General features: G+C 29.8%; 22 protein-coding genes and 2 pseudogenes. 14 read left to right on the top strand and 10 right to left on the bottom strand.

Translation table 11 applies throughout. The features are described from left to right. Window positions 1-28 precede the first annotated feature (28 nt). From tgtA to dcd, 9 genes and pseudogenes are all read left to right on the top strand, one after another. Window positions 29-1998 (top strand): annotated as a pseudogene (gene tgtA, locus MJ_RS02300) (tRNA guanosine(15) transglycosylase TgtA). Window positions 1999-2003: 5 nt separating this feature from the next. Continuing rightward, window positions 2004-2285 carry a nucleotidyltransferase family protein gene (locus MJ_RS02295; RefSeq protein ID WP_010869934.1) on the top strand — a complete coding sequence of 94 codons (282 nt, stop codon included), beginning with the start codon at window positions 2004-2006 and terminating at the stop codon, window positions 2283-2285. After that, window positions 2282-2593, top strand: a pseudogene (locus MJ_RS09625) (HepT-like ribonuclease domain-containing protein); the annotation flags it as partial. The gene MJ_RS02295 and the pseudogene MJ_RS09625, both read left to right, overlap by 4 nt. Before the next feature lie 12 nt (window positions 2594-2605). Beyond that, window positions 2606-2950: a gamma-glutamylcyclotransferase family protein gene (locus MJ_RS09620; RefSeq protein WP_064496915.1), complete on the top strand. Its 345-nt coding sequence runs from the start codon at window positions 2606-2608 to the stop codon at window positions 2948-2950. 10 nt (window positions 2951-2960) lie between these two features. Continuing rightward, window positions 2961-3488 carry a hypothetical protein gene (locus MJ_RS02285; RefSeq protein ID WP_010869932.1) on the top strand — a complete coding sequence of 176 codons (528 nt, stop codon included), beginning with the start codon at window positions 2961-2963 and terminating at the stop codon, window positions 3486-3488. A gap of 8 nt (window positions 3489-3496) precedes the next feature. After that, a complete protein-coding gene (locus MJ_RS02280; protein ID WP_010869931.1) occupies window positions 3497-3775 on the top strand; it encodes a transcriptional regulator in 279 nt (92 codons plus the stop codon). 137 nt (window positions 3776-3912) lie between these two features. Next, complete coding sequence (locus MJ_RS09685) at window positions 3913-4053, top strand: hypothetical protein (RefSeq protein ID WP_244409470.1); 141 nt, start codon at window positions 3913-3915, stop codon at window positions 4051-4053. A gap of 220 nt (window positions 4054-4273) precedes the next feature. Beyond that, window positions 4274-4492, top strand: coding sequence for a class III signal peptide-containing protein (locus MJ_RS02275; protein WP_064496494.1), 219 nt, complete (start codon window positions 4274-4276; stop codon window positions 4490-4492). A 168-nt stretch (window positions 4493-4660) separates the two neighbouring features. Then, a complete protein-coding gene (dcd, locus tag MJ_RS02270) occupies window positions 4661-5275 on the top strand; it encodes a dCTP deaminase (RefSeq protein WP_010869929.1) in 615 nt (204 codons plus the stop codon). A 7-nt stretch (window positions 5276-5282) separates the two neighbouring features. Here dcd and MJ_RS02265 read toward each other — a convergent pair whose 3' ends face one another. Then, window positions 5283-6470 carry an argininosuccinate synthase gene (locus MJ_RS02265; RefSeq protein WP_010869928.1) on the bottom strand — a complete coding sequence of 396 codons (1188 nt, stop codon included), beginning with the start codon at window positions 6468-6470 and terminating at the stop codon, window positions 5283-5285. Between the two features lie 167 nt (window positions 6471-6637). On the opposite strand from MJ_RS02265, the gene MJ_RS02260 reads away from it, so the two are divergent. From MJ_RS02260 to MJ_RS02250, 3 genes are read left to right on the top strand one after another with little or no spacing between them, the layout of a single operon-like run. Beyond that, a complete protein-coding gene (locus tag MJ_RS02260; RefSeq protein WP_010869927.1) occupies window positions 6638-7921 on the top strand; it encodes a nucleotide sugar dehydrogenase in 1284 nt (427 codons plus the stop codon). Beyond that, window positions 7914-8384: a hypothetical protein gene (locus MJ_RS02255; protein ID WP_064496493.1), complete on the top strand. Its 471-nt coding sequence runs from the start codon at window positions 7914-7916 to the stop codon at window positions 8382-8384. The genes MJ_RS02260 and MJ_RS02255 overlap by 8 nt, the downstream gene beginning before the upstream one ends. A 2-nt stretch (window positions 8385-8386) precedes the next feature. Next, complete coding sequence (locus MJ_RS02250) at window positions 8387-8923, top strand: hypothetical protein (protein ID WP_244409468.1); 537 nt, start codon at window positions 8387-8389, stop codon at window positions 8921-8923. On the opposite strand, the gene MJ_RS09615 is transcribed toward MJ_RS02250, so the two are convergent. Genes MJ_RS09615 through MJ_RS09605 form a run of 3 tightly spaced genes read right to left on the bottom strand, consistent with a single transcriptional unit; the run spans window position 8909 to window position 9754 of the window. After that, complete coding sequence (locus MJ_RS09615; protein WP_209320033.1) at window positions 8909-9307, bottom strand: DUF234 domain-containing protein; 399 nt, start codon at window positions 9305-9307, stop codon at window positions 8909-8911. The genes MJ_RS02250 and MJ_RS09615 overlap by 15 nt on opposite strands. Beyond that, entirely contained in the window at window positions 9285-9596 is a 312-nt protein-coding gene (locus MJ_RS09610) for an ATP-binding protein (protein WP_010869923.1), read from the bottom strand. Before MJ_RS09610 ends, MJ_RS09615 begins: the two co-directional genes overlap by 23 nt. Next, window positions 9590-9754: an ATP-binding protein gene (locus tag MJ_RS09605; protein ID WP_244409466.1), complete on the bottom strand. Its 165-nt coding sequence runs from the start codon at window positions 9752-9754 to the stop codon at window positions 9590-9592. The genes MJ_RS09610 and MJ_RS09605 overlap by 7 nt, the downstream gene beginning before the upstream one ends. A 128-nt stretch (window positions 9755-9882) precedes the next feature. Between MJ_RS09605 and dapB the strand changes: the two genes are divergently transcribed. Then, a complete protein-coding gene (gene dapB / locus MJ_RS02230; RefSeq protein WP_064496490.1) occupies window positions 9883-10707 on the top strand; it encodes a 4-hydroxy-tetrahydrodipicolinate reductase in 825 nt (274 codons plus the stop codon). 194 nt (window positions 10708-10901) lie between these two features. On the opposite strand, the gene MJ_RS02225 is transcribed toward dapB, so the two are convergent. From MJ_RS02225 to MJ_RS02210, 4 genes are all read right to left on the bottom strand, one after another. Then, the gene (locus MJ_RS02225; protein WP_010869920.1) at window positions 10902-11984 is read right to left on the bottom strand and encodes an SPOUT family RNA methylase; all 1083 of its coding nucleotides are present in this window, start codon (window positions 11982-11984) and stop codon (window positions 10902-10904) included. 103 nt (window positions 11985-12087) lie between these two features. After that, on the bottom strand, window positions 12088-13230 hold the full coding sequence (locus MJ_RS02220) for a hypothetical protein (RefSeq protein ID WP_010869919.1): 1143 nt from the start codon (window positions 13228-13230) through the stop codon (window positions 12088-12090). Then, the gene (locus MJ_RS02215) at window positions 13191-14255 is read right to left on the bottom strand and encodes an oligosaccharide repeat unit polymerase family protein (protein WP_010869918.1); all 1065 of its coding nucleotides are present in this window, start codon (window positions 14253-14255) and stop codon (window positions 13191-13193) included. Before MJ_RS02215 ends, MJ_RS02220 begins: the two co-directional genes overlap by 40 nt. Beyond that, window positions 14233-14997, bottom strand: coding sequence for a TrmB family transcriptional regulator sugar-binding domain-containing protein (locus MJ_RS02210; RefSeq protein WP_064496489.1), 765 nt, complete (start codon window positions 14995-14997; stop codon window positions 14233-14235). The genes MJ_RS02215 and MJ_RS02210 overlap by 23 nt, the downstream gene beginning before the upstream one ends. Window positions 14998-15113: 116 nt before the next feature. On the opposite strand from MJ_RS02210, the gene MJ_RS02205 reads away from it, so the two are divergent. Further along, window positions 15114-15827, top strand: coding sequence for a PHP domain-containing protein (locus tag MJ_RS02205; RefSeq protein WP_010869916.1), 714 nt, complete (start codon window positions 15114-15116; stop codon window positions 15825-15827). A 2-nt stretch (window positions 15828-15829) separates the two neighbouring features. Here MJ_RS02205 and MJ_RS02200 read toward each other — a convergent pair whose 3' ends face one another. Together MJ_RS02200 and MJ_RS02195 are read right to left on the bottom strand one after the other, a co-directional pair. Then, window positions 15830-16402, bottom strand: coding sequence for a zinc ribbon domain-containing protein (locus MJ_RS02200; RefSeq protein WP_010869915.1), 573 nt, complete (start codon window positions 16400-16402; stop codon window positions 15830-15832). 21 nt (window positions 16403-16423) lie between these two features. Continuing rightward, complete coding sequence (locus MJ_RS02195) at window positions 16424-16912, bottom strand: hypothetical protein (protein WP_010869914.1); 489 nt, start codon at window positions 16910-16912, stop codon at window positions 16424-16426. Window positions 16913-17020: the final 108 nt, after the last annotated feature.

Raw genomic sequence — 17020 nt, 5'->3', positions numbered from 1 at the left:
AAATTTAAAAATTCGTTAGGAGGATAACATGATGACTTTTGAGATAAAACACAGAGATGCAATGGGAAGAATAGGGATCTTAAACATAAATGGAAAGAAGATTGAGACACCAACAATAATGCCTGTTATCCACCCAAATCCAAAAAAACAGATTGTATCGATGGATTTAATAAATAAATTGGCAGATGTTATCATCACAACTCATACATAACCTATAAAACAAAACATTTAAGAGAAATTGCTGAAGAAAAAGGGATTCACAAATTAATTGGCTTTGATAAAGTAATTGTTACAGATAGTGGTTCTTTTCAGTTAGGAGTTTATGGAGATGTTGAAGTTGAACCATTGGAAATTATAGAATTCCAAGAAAGAATCGGAGTGGATGTTGGAACAATATTAGACATCCCAACACCACCAGATGTTGATAGAGAAAGAGCTGAGAAAGAATTAGAAGAAACTTTAAAGAGAGCTAAAGCATCTATAGAATTAAAGGAAGAGAGAGGATTTAAATTATTACTAAATGGAACTGTTCAAGGATCTACTTATTTAGATTTGAGGCAAAAATCTGCCAAAGAGATGGCCAAGTTAGGATTTGATATCTATCCAATAGGAGCTGTTGTTCCATTGATGGAGCAATACAGATACAGAGATGTTGCTGAAATTATAATAAACTCAAAGATGTATCTACCAACAAACAAGCCAGTGCATTTATTTGGTTGTGGGCATCCAATGTTCTTTGCTTTAGCTGTTGCTTTGGGCTGTGATTTGTTTGATTCTGCTGCTTATGCATTATATGCTAAGGATGACAGATATTTAACTGAAAGAGGGACTTTACACTTGGAAGAGATTAAAGATTTAAAGGCATTTCCATGTTCATGTCCTGTTTGTTCAAGCTATACACCAAAAGAATTGGCAAGTTTAAATAAAAAAGAGAGAGAAAGATTGTTAGCTGAACACAACCTATATGTAACTTTTGAAGAGATAAATAGAATAAAGCAGGCAATAAGAGATGGTAGTTTATGGGAATTGGTTGAGGAGAGAGTTAGATGTCATCCAAAGCTTTTGGAAGCTTATAGGGTTGTTAGGAAATACATAGACTATATTGAAAAATTCGACCCAGTAACTAAAAAATCTGCCTTCTTCTATACTGGAATTGAATCGATGTTTAGACCAGAGGTTTTGAGACATAAGAAGAGATTGAAGAGGCTTAGATATGAAAAAGTTTATATTACAACTGTATCAAGCTCTATAGAAAAGCCATATCATGAGCATTTAAATGTAGTTGAGACAGATGTCGATATCTTAATTAAAGACCCAGTCTTTGGGTTTATTCCATACTACATAGATACCGTTTATCCACTATCTCAACATGAAATTCCTGAGCTTTTTGATTATGAAAAAGAAATAAACAAGAGGTTTGTTGATGAATTTATTGATTGGTTAAAGAAAAAAATCGGAGAAGACAATATATTAGATATAATGACCTACAATTATTATATAAATTACTTCTCTGCAAATAAAAAAATTAATGCCGATGCTTTAAGGATTAGGAAAATGTTACAGTATCAGTATGGTTTTGATATAATTGACGATGAACTAATGAATAAAATAAAAGTTGTTAGAAGCAAAACTACTGGTAGATTAAGGCAGGTTTTGGATGAAAATGGAGAAATTTTATTCTCAGTTAGGAGTAATGACAACCTCTTAATACCTTCTGAAAAAGGAGCCAAATTGTTGTGGAAAAAAATTCCTTTCCCAAAATATAGGGTTGTTGTTAATAAAGAGGCGGAGGAATTTGCAAGAGAGGGGAGAAATGTATTTGCCAAATTTGTTATTGATTGTGATGAGGAGTTAAGACCTTACGAAGAAGTTTTGGTTGTTAATGAAGATGATGAACTCTTAGCTTATGGAACAACGATTTTAAATGGTATTGAGTTAAGAGAATTTAATTATGGATTGGCTGTTAAAGTAAGAGGAGGATTAAAAATAAATAAGTGATAATTATGAATATCAACGAAATTAAAAGAAAAATTATCCCAATTCTATTAAAACATGGTGTTAAAAGAGCATCAATATTTGGTAGTTATGCAAGAAATGAACAGAAAGAAACATCCGATATAGATATCTTAGTTGAATTTGGGGAGGGGAAGAGTTTATTAGATTTGGTTAGATTAAAGTATGAACTTGAGGAAGTTTTAGGAAAAGAGGTTGATGTATTAACCTACAACTCCATACATCCACTTTTAAAAGATAGAATTTTAAATGAAGCGGTGGATGTGCTATGAGAAAAGATGTAAAAATTTATCTTAACCATATATTAGAAAGCATTGAACTTATTGAGGAATACACTAAAGATAAAACTGAAGATGATTTCTTTACATCTAAATTTTTACAGGATGCAGTTATTAGGAGAATTGAAATTATAGGAGAGGCAATTAAAAACCTACCTATGGAATTTAGAGAAAAATATAACCATATTCCATGGAAAGAATTTGCTGAGATGAGGGATATCCTAATCCGTAAATATTTTGGGGTAGATTTAGGTTTAACTTGGGAAGTTGTTAAAAAAGATATTCCTAAGCTAAAAGAAGAGATTTTAAAGATAATGGAAGAGTTAGATAAAAATAAAAACAACAAATATAATGTATTTGCCTATGGAGAGTTGATGAAAAAAGAGAGACTATTGGAGTTAATAAATAGAGTGCCAAAGATGATTGAAGGTAGAGTTTATGGTTATGAGAAGTTTTTTGATGAAACAATTGGATATTATGGAGCAAGGAAAAAAGAGGGAAGTTATATTGATGGCATTATATTGTTAGATATTACTGATAAAGAATTAGGGATTTTTGATGACTATGAGGATTTAGACGTTTATTATATTAGAGAGAAAACTACTGCTGTAAGCGAAGATGGGAGAAAATATGATGTATATATTTATTTGAGAAAATAAGGGGATTTTTATGGATGCAAAAGAAATCTTAGAGTTAGTTGAAGAAAGTTATAAATCAGAAGATGGGGACTATAAAAATAAGGTTTATTTTATTTCATATTTTTTAAGTTCTTTGATTTTTGTTTTAATTCATATATCTATAAAATACTGGAATTTTAATATTTTATTCATAGTTTCATTGTTATTAATTATTGGAAGCATATTAATTGTTAGACAACAAAAGCTTTATAAAAAAACCAGATGCTATTTTGATAAAATTTTCGAAAAAATTGTTAAATATGGAATGATTGCAGTTGTTCTTTCATCTGTCATTACTTTATACACATATCCAAGAATTTCAGGGGTTGCTATTGCAGGTATTTTCGGTTTTTTATTGGTTATTGATGGAATTTTATTTAAATCAAAGAAGAGAAAATTTTTGGGACTATTGATGATGTTCTCTTCAATTCCAATGTTTATATTTCATGAATATCAGTTTTTAATTTTTGCTTTTGTTCAGTTTTTAGTTGCTTTATGTTTTTTAATATGTAAAGAATAAGTGAAATTATGAAAATATTTAACTCTGTTGTTAGGGTTAAAATATTGGCCTTATTGTATGGTTTAGAATATTGCGAATTTAATTATTTAAAAGAAAAGTTAAATTTAACTGATGGTAATTTAGAACATCATTTAAAGAAATTGGAAGAATGTGGATTTGTAGAGACTAAGAAATCAGTAATAAAGGGTAGGGTTAAAACAATAATTAAAATTACCAATAAAGGCAGGGTTGCATTCAAAAACTATATATATGAAATTTTACAATTATCAAAAAATATAGAGTGTTAATTTTCAATGTTCGTTTAATTATTAGACATTTTTAAAGTTGTTATTAGGTTTATAAATAAGCCTTTATTCTTGTATAAAAATTTAGTGTTTCATATTATTTTTGTTTGAGTTATTAATAATATCCGGAGTTGTCAATTATGAAACTAATAAAAAAGAAACTACTATCTAAGAGAGGGCAATCATCAATGGAAATCATCATATTAGCGAGCTCCGCATCATTAGTAGCCATAACTATAGCATATTTTTTTATACTATCTGCAAAAAATTTAGGGCTGTGAAATGGGGCAAAGTTGGGGGAAAAGCCAAATAAATTTATAAACCATTACCCATAAATCCTCACATTATACAGGATTATTAAATGATTCAATATAATCAAAATTACTATTATTCTCTGTAATGCAAAGTAATCAAAAAGTATATATAACAAATATGGAAAATAAATAAAATGTGACCTAAAACATATGATTAAAACATAGGGAAAATAAAAAGGTGGGTAAGATGAAAATCTTAAAGAAATTATTATCAAAGAAAGGGCAGTTATCAATGGAAGTTGGAGTTTTAGTTGCAGCAGCTGTATTAGTTGCTATAATTGCAGCATACTTCTACGTAAAAAATGCTAAAAGTGCAGTAGCAAGTGCTGGAAATAAATCAGCAGCTTTTATAAATGTTACTGCTAATAAATCACAGGAATACATTAGTAACTTAAGTAATATTTAAATTGTAATTGTAATAATTTTATTTTTCTTTTTTTATTTTTTATTATTTTTATCTATATATCTAAATATATAATTATAATTTTCAAAGAAATTTAAAAATTAATGCTAAAAATGTTTTTAATACCAAATGTAGATATAAACCCAACAAAATACTTTTTGGTGATAGGTTATGATTCTTAGTGATAAAGATATTATTGACTATGTTACATCAAAAAGAATTATTATAAAGCCATTTAACAAAGATTTCGTAGGGCCATGTAGTTACGATGTGACATTAGGAGATGAATTTATAATCTACGATGATGAGGTTTATGATTTATCAAAAGAGCTAAATTACAAAAGAATAAAGATAAAAAACTCTATTTTAGTTTGTCCTCTAAACTACAATTTAACTGAAGAAAAAATCAACTATTTTAAAGAAAAATATAATGTTGATTATGTTGTTGAAGGTGGTGTTTTAGGAACAACAAATGAGTATATAGAGCTTCCAAATGATATATCTGCCCAATATCAAGGTAGAAGTAGTTTAGGAAGGGTTTTTTTAACTTCTCACCAAACTGCTGGATGGATTGACGCTGGATTTAAAGGAAAAATAACCTTGGAGATTGTTGCTTTCGATAAACCAGTTATTCTATATAAAAATCAAAGAATTGGACAATTAATATTTAGCAAGCTACTATCTCCAGCAGATGTTGGTTATTCAGAAAGAAAAACATCAAAATATGCCTATCAAAAAAGTGTTATGCCTTCTTTAATACATTTAGACAATCATAAAAAAGATTAAAGAGAAATTATTTTCTCTTTTTCCTCATCTCATATAACATTGCCTGTAATCCATGATACTTAACCATTCCAGCCAATTCTTTCTGGTCAATCTCCTTCTCATCAAATGAAACTAATTCCTTACTGTATAAAGCGTAAGGACTATCTCTACCAACAACTCTTGCAGTTCCTCCAAATAACTTAACTTTCACAGTTCCAGTAACTCTCTCTTGAGTTTTGTCTATAAAAGCATCTAAATCCTCCCTTAATGGATCAAACCAAAGTCCTTTATAAATTAACTCTCCGTATAAACTATCAACGATCTCTTTAAATCTAAGCTCATCCCTTGTTAAAACTAACTGCTCTAAAGCTTTATGAGCAGTTAATAACAAAACAGCTCCAGGACATTCATAGTTTTCTCTTGATTTTAATCCTATGATTCTATCCTCAATAATATCTATTCTTCCAACACCATGCTTTCCAGCAATCTCATTAGCTTTCTTTATTAACTCAACTGGTTCTAATTTTTCTCCATTTATAGCTACTGGAACGCCCTCCTTAAACTCAATCTCAACAATCTCTTCCTCTTTATCTTCAACTGGGTTTTTAGTCCATGCATATATCTCTTCTGGTGGAACAAAGTCAGGGTTTTCTAACTCACTACCTTCAATACTTCTTCCCCATAAGTTTTCATCTATACTGTATTTTTTACTTTCCGTTGGGATTGGGATTCCTTTTTCTTTAGCATACTCAATTTCTTCAGCCCTTGTTAGGTTTAAGTCCCTAATTGGTGCAATAATTTTCAAATGTGGAGCTTTAATTCTTATAGTTGTTTCAAATCTGAACTGGTCGTTACCCTTTCCAGTGCATCCATGAGCAACTGCCTCAGCTCCAACTTCCTCAGCTATTTCAACAACCTTATGAGCAATTAAAGGTCTCGCTAATGCTGTTGATAGGGGATAGCCTTCATACATTGCATTTGCCTTTATAGCTCTAAATATGTAATCTTTAACGAATTCTTCCTTTGCATCTATTGTGTAGTGCTTTAAAACTCCTAATTTTTTAGCTTTCTCTTCAACTTCTTTTATCTCTTCTTCTGGCTGTCCAACATCCACACAGACAGAAACTACCTTATAACCATACTTATCTTCCAATAATTTTAAGCAACAGCTTGTATCCAATCCTCCAGAATACGCTAAGACAGCTATTCTCTCCATGACAATCCCTCACAAAATATTTTTATATCTTACATAAAATTATAAATCCTTAAACTTTTTGTATTTTATTGCTTATAGTTTTGGAGTATATATAACTCACCTATTATATATAAACTGCTAATAATAACTGTCAATAATCAATCTAAATAGAAATTTTTGGGGATAAAATGACAAAAGTAGAGAAAAATGGCATTGGAAAAAGGATATGTGTAATTGGTTTGGGTTACATTGGTTTGCCAACGGCTTCAATGTTAGCAATACAGGGATTTGATGTTATTGGTGTGGATATAAATGAAAAAAGAGTGAAAGAAATTAAAGAACTGAGCTTTAAAACTACAGAAAAAGATTTAATGACTTTAGTTAAAGGGGCTATAAACTCTGGAAATCTAAAAGTGCAAACAAAACCTGAAAAAGCAGATGTTTTTATTATATGTGTGCCAACACCTTGCATAGAGTGTGATGGAGAAAAAAAATGTGATTTAACCTATTTAAATAAAGCTATTGAAAGCATAAAACCATATCTTGAAAATGGGAATTTAATAATAATAGAAAGCACGATTCCTCCAGGAACAACTGATGATATTTATAAAAAATTATCAAAGGATAAGAAAATTTATGTTGCTCACTGCCCAGAGAGAGTTTTGCCAGGCAGTATATTGAAGGAACTTGTTGAAAATGATAGAGTTATTGGAGGAGTTGATGAAAAATCTGCTGAAATGGCAAAAGAGATTTATGAAACTTTTGTTACTGGAAAGATATATTTAACTGATGCTAAAACAGCAGAGATGGTTAAGTTAATGGAAAATACTTATAGAGATGTTAATATTGCCTTAGCCAACGAATTTGCAAAAATTGCAGAGGAAATTGGCATTAATGTTTGGGAAGCAATAGAATTAGCCAATAAACATCCAAGAGTAAATATTTTAAAGCCAGGGCCAGGAGTAGGTGGGCATTGTATAAGCATAGACCCGTGGTTTATTGTTGAGAAATCAAAGAACGCTAAATTAATAAGAACTGCAAGAGAGTTAAACGACTCTATGCCATTATTTGTTGTTGAAAAGATAAAGAAGATTATTAAAAAAGATATTGGAAAAGTGGCAATATTTGGAGTAACATATAAAGGAAATGTAGATGACACAAGGGAAAGTCCAGCTGAAAAAGTGGTTAGTAAATTGATAGATGAGGGCTTTGAAGTTAAATGCTATGATAAATATGCGAGAGATTTTATTTATCCTTTAAATAGTTTAGATGAAGCTGTTGAAGGAGCTGATATTATCGTTATATTAGCTGAGCATGATGAATATAAAAATTTTGATAAAGAAGATATAAAAAATATCGCCTCAAAGGTAAAAAATAAAATAATCCTTGATACTAAAAATATATTAAATAGAGAGTTGTGGGAAAAGGAGGGCTTTAAAGTTTATGTCTTAGGTGATGGAAAGAATGCATAACCTAAACAATGTCTATCTAAAAGAGTGCATTCACTTCTTAGATAGCTGTATTAACGCACTAAAAGAGTTTGACTTAAGAACCTTTATATCGAGATTTTACTATGGGATGTTATATTTGCTAAATGCATTTGAATTCTATATTAGAGAAAACATAGAAGATTGGCACAATAAAGATAGGTATGCAAACTTTAGCAAAAAGATTAGAAACTTCTTAATGGATTTAAAGCTCTATAGGCATGCATCTGACTATATATTATCTCCAAGATTGGAGCATGGGAAGCACTATGAGGAGCATTGGGAGGAGTTTAAAGAGAGTTATTTAAAGCTAAAGTTTTTCCATTATTTGCATATATTGAGACAGGAACTTTATAGTTATAGACACAATCAGCTAATTGCAATCATCATTGAAAAGCTTGAGATTATTGAAAAACTCTTAAAGCTCTATATAATGTTAGAGGAATGATTATGAAAGAACTGATAAAGATATTAAAACAATTTGGCATTTATAGTGAATATTTAAAAATTTTAGATGTGGAACTTGATGGAGATAGATATATCACCATCTTAATCCCCACAACCTTAAACTGGATTGAAGAGGAGGAGATTGAGGAGATATTAGAGGAGATGTTAAAAAATGTAAGGGTTAAAATTTCAAGATTGCCATTAAACAAATTCATTAAGATTTATTTAGAGAAGAATGTTAAAAATAAAGCTTATGGAGAAAATATTGAAAATGTTAAAATAGAAGGAGAAAACTATGCATTATATATTGATTGGAAGAACAAAAAAATAGTTATCCACAAATTTAATGGAAAAAATCCTATAAAAGAGAGTTGTAAGCTATCATCAAATTGGGAAACGATGTGGGGCATTTGGGTTTTAGGGTTTGAAAGTAAAGAGAAAGCTAAAGAATTTGCTGAAAACCTTGCAGATGAAATCTATAAATATTACGAAATAGATTTCGATATTGAAGAGCATAAAAGATGTCTAGAAGATAATTAATTTCTCCAAATCCATTAAATCAAGTGCTTTTAGTTTTTCTTTTCCTTCAATACTCTTTGCTATGATGTAGCACTCTTTTTCTCCATCAAAATCAACTTTATCAAGTTTTCTTTCCAAATCCCTTAAAATCCCTTTTGCTTCTTTAAAGCTCAAATCCTTCCATTTTACTTCAAAGGCAATCATCTTATTATTGTTATAAGCTAAAACATCAATCTCTTCTCCCTTATGCCACCACTTAGCCACACTTTTTTGACCAAAATCAATAATTTTAAGTTTAAGCATCTCAAATACAAGGTTTTCAAACATTTTACCATAGTATTCATTTAGAGATGCTAAGATTTTGTTATAAACCTCCTTCACATTACCAATCTCTAAATCTGCCATGTTTGGATACACAACTTGAACCACAGATTATTAAAAAAACCTTCGTATCTGCCAAAATCCCATCCCAAATCTTTTGAAATATGCTTAAAACTCCTCTATTTAATTGCATTAGGTATTGAAATTCATCAAGTGCTATAACAACCTTCTCATCCTTAATCTCATCTCTCAAATATCTAAAAAGATCTACCAATCCAACATCCAAGTTTTTAAAATATTCCTTTCCAGTTAAGCTTGAAAATACTCTCTTTAACTCATTTAGATTCTCATTCATGGAATCGTTGGTTAGCAAAATATAGATGCCCTTTTTATTTTTTTATTTTCAAGAAATTTTTTTATAAGCATCGTTTTTCCAACTCTTCTTCTCCCATATAGGATTATTAAGTTGGCTTTATTCTCATTCCACTTTCTTTCAAGAAATTCAAGCTCCTCTTTTCTATTCACGAACATAACTATCCCATACATAATGCTGTTGATAAAGTATAATACTTAGCCTACATCATTTATATTGCATCAACTATTTATAAATAATGCGAGTAATAATTCTAAAAATTAAGAAAATCTTTATGGTGATGATTATGATTAAAGTGGCAGTTACAGGAGCTTTAGGAAGGATGGGAAGCAATATAATTAAAACCATAACTCAGCAAGAAGATATGAAAGTTGTTTGTGCATTTGAAGTTCCAAATCATCCAAAAAAAGGAGAGGATGTTGGAGAGTTAATAGGCATTGGTAAAATTGGAGTTCCATTATCAACTGCAGATGAGTTAGATAAGGTTTTAAAAGAAACAAAGCCAGATGTATTGGTTGATTTTACCATAGCCCATGCATGTGTTGAAAATGTTAAAATAGCTGCTAAAAATGGGGTTAATTTAGTTATTGGGACTACTGGATTTACTGAAGAGCAAAAGGCAGAGATTGAAAAAGCAATAAAAGAAAATAATGTTGCTGCTGTAATATCTCAAAATTTTGCAATTGGAGTTAATATATTTTTCAAAACTTTAGAGTTTTTAGCAAAGAAATTAGGGGATTATGATATTGAAATTATAGAGATGCATCATAGATATAAAAAGGACGCTCCTTCAGGAACTGCTTTGAGAGCAGCTGAGATTATAAAAGCTAATAGAGGAATTGAAAGTGTATTTGTTTATGGGAGATATGGAATGACTGGAGAGAGAAAGAAGGAAGAGATTGGGATTCATGCTTTAAGGGGCGGGGATGTTGTAGGAGACCACACAGTTATATTTGCTGGAGATGGAGAGAGGATTGAGCTAACTCACAGAGCAAGTAGTAGGCAAGCGTTTGTTAATGGAGTTATATTGGCTATAAGATACATTGCTGATAAAAAAGAAGGCATTTATAATACATTTGACGTTTTGGGATTGAATGAGATTAAGTTTTAAAAATTCTAAATCGTTTATTAAAAATTTTTATTTCTCCCAACCAAAAATTTTAAATAACAAAAAACTTGTAATGATAAATAAAGATATAATTGAGGTTATTTTTAACCCTACCTCAGAGTAGGTAGGGTGTATATTTTTACTGCACCCCATAGTGGGTGCAGTGCAACCTATTAAATAAAAATTTAAAGATTAAGTTATTCACCATTTGAGTTAGATTCTGTTTTTTCTTCTTTAGAGCTATTTTCCAAATCCTCTCCACTATAAACTCCCCATAAAGCTATTAAAGCAGCAGGAATAGCATGTTCAGTAGCAAATGTCATATGTGGAGCTAAATCTACTATATAGTCAGCAAATCTAAATAATCCTCTTGGAATCCCCTCCCTTGAACCACAAAATACAATAATTTCTCTCTTTTTTCTTAAATCATAAGCTAATTTATCCTTAATTTTTGATAACTCATCTCCTTTTGGGTCAGTAATTATTAACAATCTATTATCTCTCCTCTTATCCCTAACAACCTGATATAAATCTTGAACAGTCACTGGAACTAACTTAATTTCAAATGGATAAGCTCTCTTTTGAATCTCATATCTTGAGTGCTGCCCAATCTTAACTCCTTTAATAAATTCCATCAATTCATAGGCATCAACTTTTTCTTTTGGTGCTATAATTAACTCCTTAACTTCAAATCCTTGAGCTGCTCTCCCAATAGCTTCCCCAAACCTTTTACAAACAATTTTTTCTCCCAAATATGGCATTTGCACAATAACAACTTTTTTAAATAACTCTCTCGCATTTCTTTTCTCCTTGGTATATTTTTTGAACTTTTCTCCAGGGGTTATTGATACATAAGTTTTATTTTTAAATACTTCAACATGAACAACCTTATCTGGATTATTTAAATCAACTGAAGCATTTGTTAAATCTTTAATCTTAGCTCCCAAAACAATGTTTATATCTGTTGAGCTGAAATCATGTTTTCCTCTTTTTTTAGTTTCTACAGCAAAAGTTTCATCCTCTTTTATGTAATCTTTAATCTTTTCAGCTAAATTAACTATTTTATCAAAATCTGTTTCTGTTTCAAAATAAACTTTTAAAACTCTCTCAACCTCTGGGATTTGTAGTATTTTGTCTTCAATATCTTCATCACTCTCAACTATAACAATACCTTGATAACCATCAGGAGAAACGATATAATTAAAATCATCAACAATTTCTTTTAGATTATTCACAACGATATTTTCAAAACCTTTTTGAGTTTTTATTATAAACTTCATGATTATCCCTCTTTAAGTGTTTTATAGTTCTTTGTAAAATATTTTAGGTAAAATATTTTAGAATATATTATGTATTTAATGAACGCCTTCAATAGGAAGGCGTTCAAAGTTCATTTATAAGCTTTAACAGTTTTGCAAAGACTAGTTTTGCATTTATATACAATAGTAGAGATAAAACTACTAAAAATCCATAGTTAATGCCTATCTCACAGTAAGCCAATAATAGAGAGGCATATATTGCATAGAGCTTTTTATCTCCCTCATATATATATTTTGATATAACTCCCAACAGCATAGCAAATAAACCCCCAAAAATTCCAAAATCAAGATATATAGTTCCAAATAATGTTGTTGTAATGTTATGAGGATATTTAAAGAGTAACTCACCTATAAAGTGCTCCCCATTAGGGGTTAAAGTAATTTTCCCAAGAGTTAATATATTGCTTTCAACAATCTTACTAAGAACATACAAATCAAAATAAGCTCTATAGCATAAAAGTTCTATTGGATTTAAATCCCAGTTTTGATTAGAAGAGAGTAGGATAATTTTTCCCATAATTCCTAAAAAGATTAATAAAGCAAATGCCAATAAAACCATATATTTAAATAAAATGTTTCTATATCTATATATAATATAGGCAATAAAAAGCATTAAAACTCCTGCTTTATATCCCAATAAAACCAAAATCATAAACGCAATTATAAAATAAACTTTATTTTCAATACCTGCATAAATTAAAGCCCCCATGGATATTAATCTTAACGGTTCTGAATTAATAGTCATCCTTACCTCATAATTAAATAGAGGAATAGCCCCGTAAATCAAAACTATTAAAAGAAAAGCAATAATTCCAATAGAAAATAAGATATCAACAAATATCTTTTTTTTATAAAATTTTACGAAAAGTTCTGCAATTATAAGAATAAATAGCAAATAAGCTATAGATAAAAACAGCGAATGCGTAATTTTAAAAGCCCCAAATATTGATAAAAAAGATAGTAGAAGAAATGAAAGATACAAAATATGCCTATTAAATTTAATTTGCATAGGAAAAATAAATGGTAAAAAAAACCCTACAATAAAAATTGATAAAACTCCTAAAATTTTAAACAAAGAATATAATCCAATATCATCCAAATATGGAAAAGCTAATATAAAAATCATTAAATGCCCAATTATAACAATAGATACCGGATGAAACAAATCTATCTTTTTAATTTTCTCAATAATATTGCATATATGCATAGTATCAACCCAAAGAAATAATAGAGGATTACATCTATATCCAAAATCCCACTTTCAATTCCTATAAGCGTATAGGCAAACAATATTCCATAAATCCCTAAATAAATCCCTTTAACATCTTTTGCCAATTTATAAAAGAACCCTAAAAATATCCCTAATATCCCAAAGTATGGGATTATAGCCAAAGTCCCATAATCTCCAATAACTGCCCCAACTATTGTTGGTGTTATACTCACATTATAAATCCCTAATGTTTTAGCTATAACGGTTCTCGCTCCATTGCATAGTCCAAGATATGAAAACACTGCCGAATAATGAATATAACCATTAAAAACACCATTAAAGTTGTTGAATATTATGTCATAGATACTCATAGTTAAAGATATTCTTGATGTGATTGGATTTCCTTCAACCCCCAAAGCATACAATCTTAATATTGACAACCCCAATAAAATAACAAAGACAAGAATTCCGTATTTTAAAATCTCTCTGTTAGATATTTTATTTTTATAATACAGAATTGCTCCAACAGAAATTAACAAAACTAATACATTTGTCCTATATCCAAGGAGCATGATTAGTATTGAAAATATAATTGTATATAACAAGATTTTTTTCTTATCAATATTGGAAGAAGCTACTACAATTGCCCAACCTACCAAAAAGAGATGAGATAATGTTGTAAAATAAACATTTAAAAATTTTCTTGACAATGGATTAAATAAAGGAACATCTTTAACCCAAATTAAGTCAGAGGTTACTGCTATCAATCCAACTATCATTAAAAAAATTCCAAAATTATAATGCTTCTTTAAGTTTATTTTTAAATTCTCTTTATCTATGCCAATTAAATAATATAACCTTTTACCAGCAGTAAAAGATATATAAAAGAATATTGATGAAAATAAAAAAACTACTGCTGAATTTATTGAAATGTCTGAAAATATTAAATAAATGCAAGATAACATAACAAATACATGATGAAGCTCAATCTTCCCCATATTATCCCAATGTAATAATAGCATAGTTTTCCTTTATTTTATTGGGTATCTCATCTATTGAATTATTTACAACAACATAGATAGTTAATTTTGATGTTGAGATATTTGAAGAGTTTATATAGTTATCAAGATTTTTTAATGTATTCAAATGAATTTTTCCATTAATTATAATTCCATAATCAACAAAATATAGGCCTAAACCTTTTTTAATATCAACATCAAGATTATTCATAATCTTTTGTCTTTCAACTGGCGTATATGTTTTTGAATCAACTCCCATACTACCCTCAACTATAACATCAACAATATTCAACCCATTAAAGTTTTTTGTTGTGTTTTCTATTTCATTTGCAATATCTCTGAATGACTTTCCTTCTATTGGGTTTAATTCATAAAATATTATTGACTTTCCAATAGGATGCAATATTATTTTTTTTGCAGCTATATCTTCCTGATAAGCCAATTCTCCACCAATAGTTATTGGTGTTCCATTATATATTGCATATAACGTTCCCCCTTTTGCATCGTATATCTTAACCTCTCCATTGAAAGGTTTTTTAGATAGCGTCCATTTTCCAATAATAGTGGCATTTAAAGGAAAATTTTTATTCAAAATTTTCTCACATACCCATGCACATTTATACATCTGGTTTCCATCAAACTCATAATCATTTCCATTATTACTATAAAATTTATATGCCAAGGATACAGAAGTTATTAATATAGACAATATAACAACTATTTCGAGTATGCCAATTTTTTTCATAATTATCACCAGATCATAAAACTGTTAATAATTTATGTTAGTAAAACTTAAATTAATGATTGTCTTAATGAATCTTAAAATTCTAAAAATTCTTATAAATAGTATCGGGGACATCAATGAAAGTGGATTTACACGTTCATTCTATAGTAAGCAAATGTTCTTTAAATCCAAAAGGTCTTTTAGAAAAATTTTGTATAAAGAAAAATATTGTCCCAGCGATTTGTGACCATAATAAACTAACTAAACTAAATTTTGCAATACCTGGGGAGGAGATAGCAACAAATAGTGGAGAATTTATTGGTCTATTCCTAACTGAAGAAATACCAGCAAATTTGGATTTATATGAAGCATTAGATAGAGTTAGAGAGCAGGGAGCTTTAATCTACCTTCCACATCCCTTTGATTTAAATAGAAGAAGAAGTTTAGCAAAATTCAACGTATTAGAAGAGAGGGAGTTTTTAAAGTATGTTCATGTTGTTGAAGTATTCAACAGTAGATGTAGGAGTATAGAACCAAACTTAAAAGCTCTTGAATATGCTGAAAAATATGATTTTGCAATGGCTTTTGGGAGTGACGCCCATTTTATATGGGAAGTTGGAAACGCTTATATAAAGTTTAGCGAGCTAAATATAGAAAAACCAGATGATTTGTCACCAAAGGAGTTCTTAAATTTATTGAAAATAAAAACTGACGAGCTGTTAAAAGCAAAATCCAACTTACTAAAAAATCCATGGAAAACAAGATGGCACTATGGGAAGTTAGGAAGCAAGTATAATATAGCGTTATATAGCAAAGTTGTGAAAAATGTTAGAAGAAAATTAAACATCTAATTTTATGGTTTTCTTTTAAGTCTATAGCCACAGTATGGACAGACGATCCACTCGGGTTGTACAGGTCTTTTACAGTTTGGACATCTTAAAACCTCTTCCTCCTCTTCTTTTAGCTTTGCACCACAGTGAGCACAGTATTTCCAAGAATCTGAAATATAATTATTACAGTTTGGACATCTTTCTACTTCTTCTTCAAATGTCATATTTTTAATCTCAGCCCCACAGTTAGTACAGTAAGTCCATCCCAAATCAATTGGAGATTTACATGAATTACAGAGAGGAACAAATGTTGAAAACTTAGTTCCCAAAGCTTTCTTAACTTTTTCAAGAGTTATCATTGCTTCTCTTCTTAGAATCTCATCAGGGTCGTATTCAATTATCTGATTTAGTAATGTGATAATTTCATTCAACGTTACTTTATCGTAAGTATCCAAGTATAAAATTGCCTCTGGTCTAACTTCAGCAATCTCCTGTAACTTTCTCAATGTCACCAATTTTGTAGCAGGAACTGAACTTCTCAATCCTGAAACAATACTCATTTTTTCTTCATCAGTTAAAGGAACTACACGAACCATTTTCCCTCCCCCATTAATAGTTTATCCATTTACTGGCAATCTGTCATTAATCCAAAGGTCTCCCAAAGATATCAGCTTATCTATATAATATAATGTTGCAGAAGGTAGTTCTTTTTCTGAAACATTTAGAAGTCCAGATAACTCAGCATCTCTTCTCTTTATCTTAAATTTGTAGTATGGCTGAAGCCCTCCCCCTCCTGCATAGTAGCATATAATCTGTACTTCATCAACGTCTGTATTCTTAAAGACATAATATGTTATTGCTCCAATATCTTTTTTACTATCGGCATCTAAGCTGTATGGGCTACTCCTCGCACCAATTTCTGTCTTTACTTGATATACTATAGCTGTTTTTACACCATTTATTGTCCTATTTTCAATCTTTATCACATCATATTCTTTGTATAGAACGTCAGGATATTTCTTTGGAAACACTACCATACAACCACACACCATCAAGCTCACTATGGCAAATAACATAACCCCTCCCAGTAGTTTAAGTCGTTTCATTTTTATCCCACTTCTTTACTACATAATTTATTAGAAATAATAATATCATGTTTATAGTTAAAGTTATTTATAAGTTATACATGAAGCCATAAAAACTTAGGTTCTGCA

Origin of the sequence: Methanocaldococcus jannaschii DSM 2661, from assembly GCF_000091665.1 — an archaeon.
Classification (GTDB): Archaea; AGJL01; Methanococci; order Methanococcales; family Methanocaldococcaceae; genus Methanocaldococcus; species Methanocaldococcus jannaschii.
Note: the sequence above shows the minus strand (reverse complement) of the source record. Positions and strands in the feature narration are given on the sequence as shown.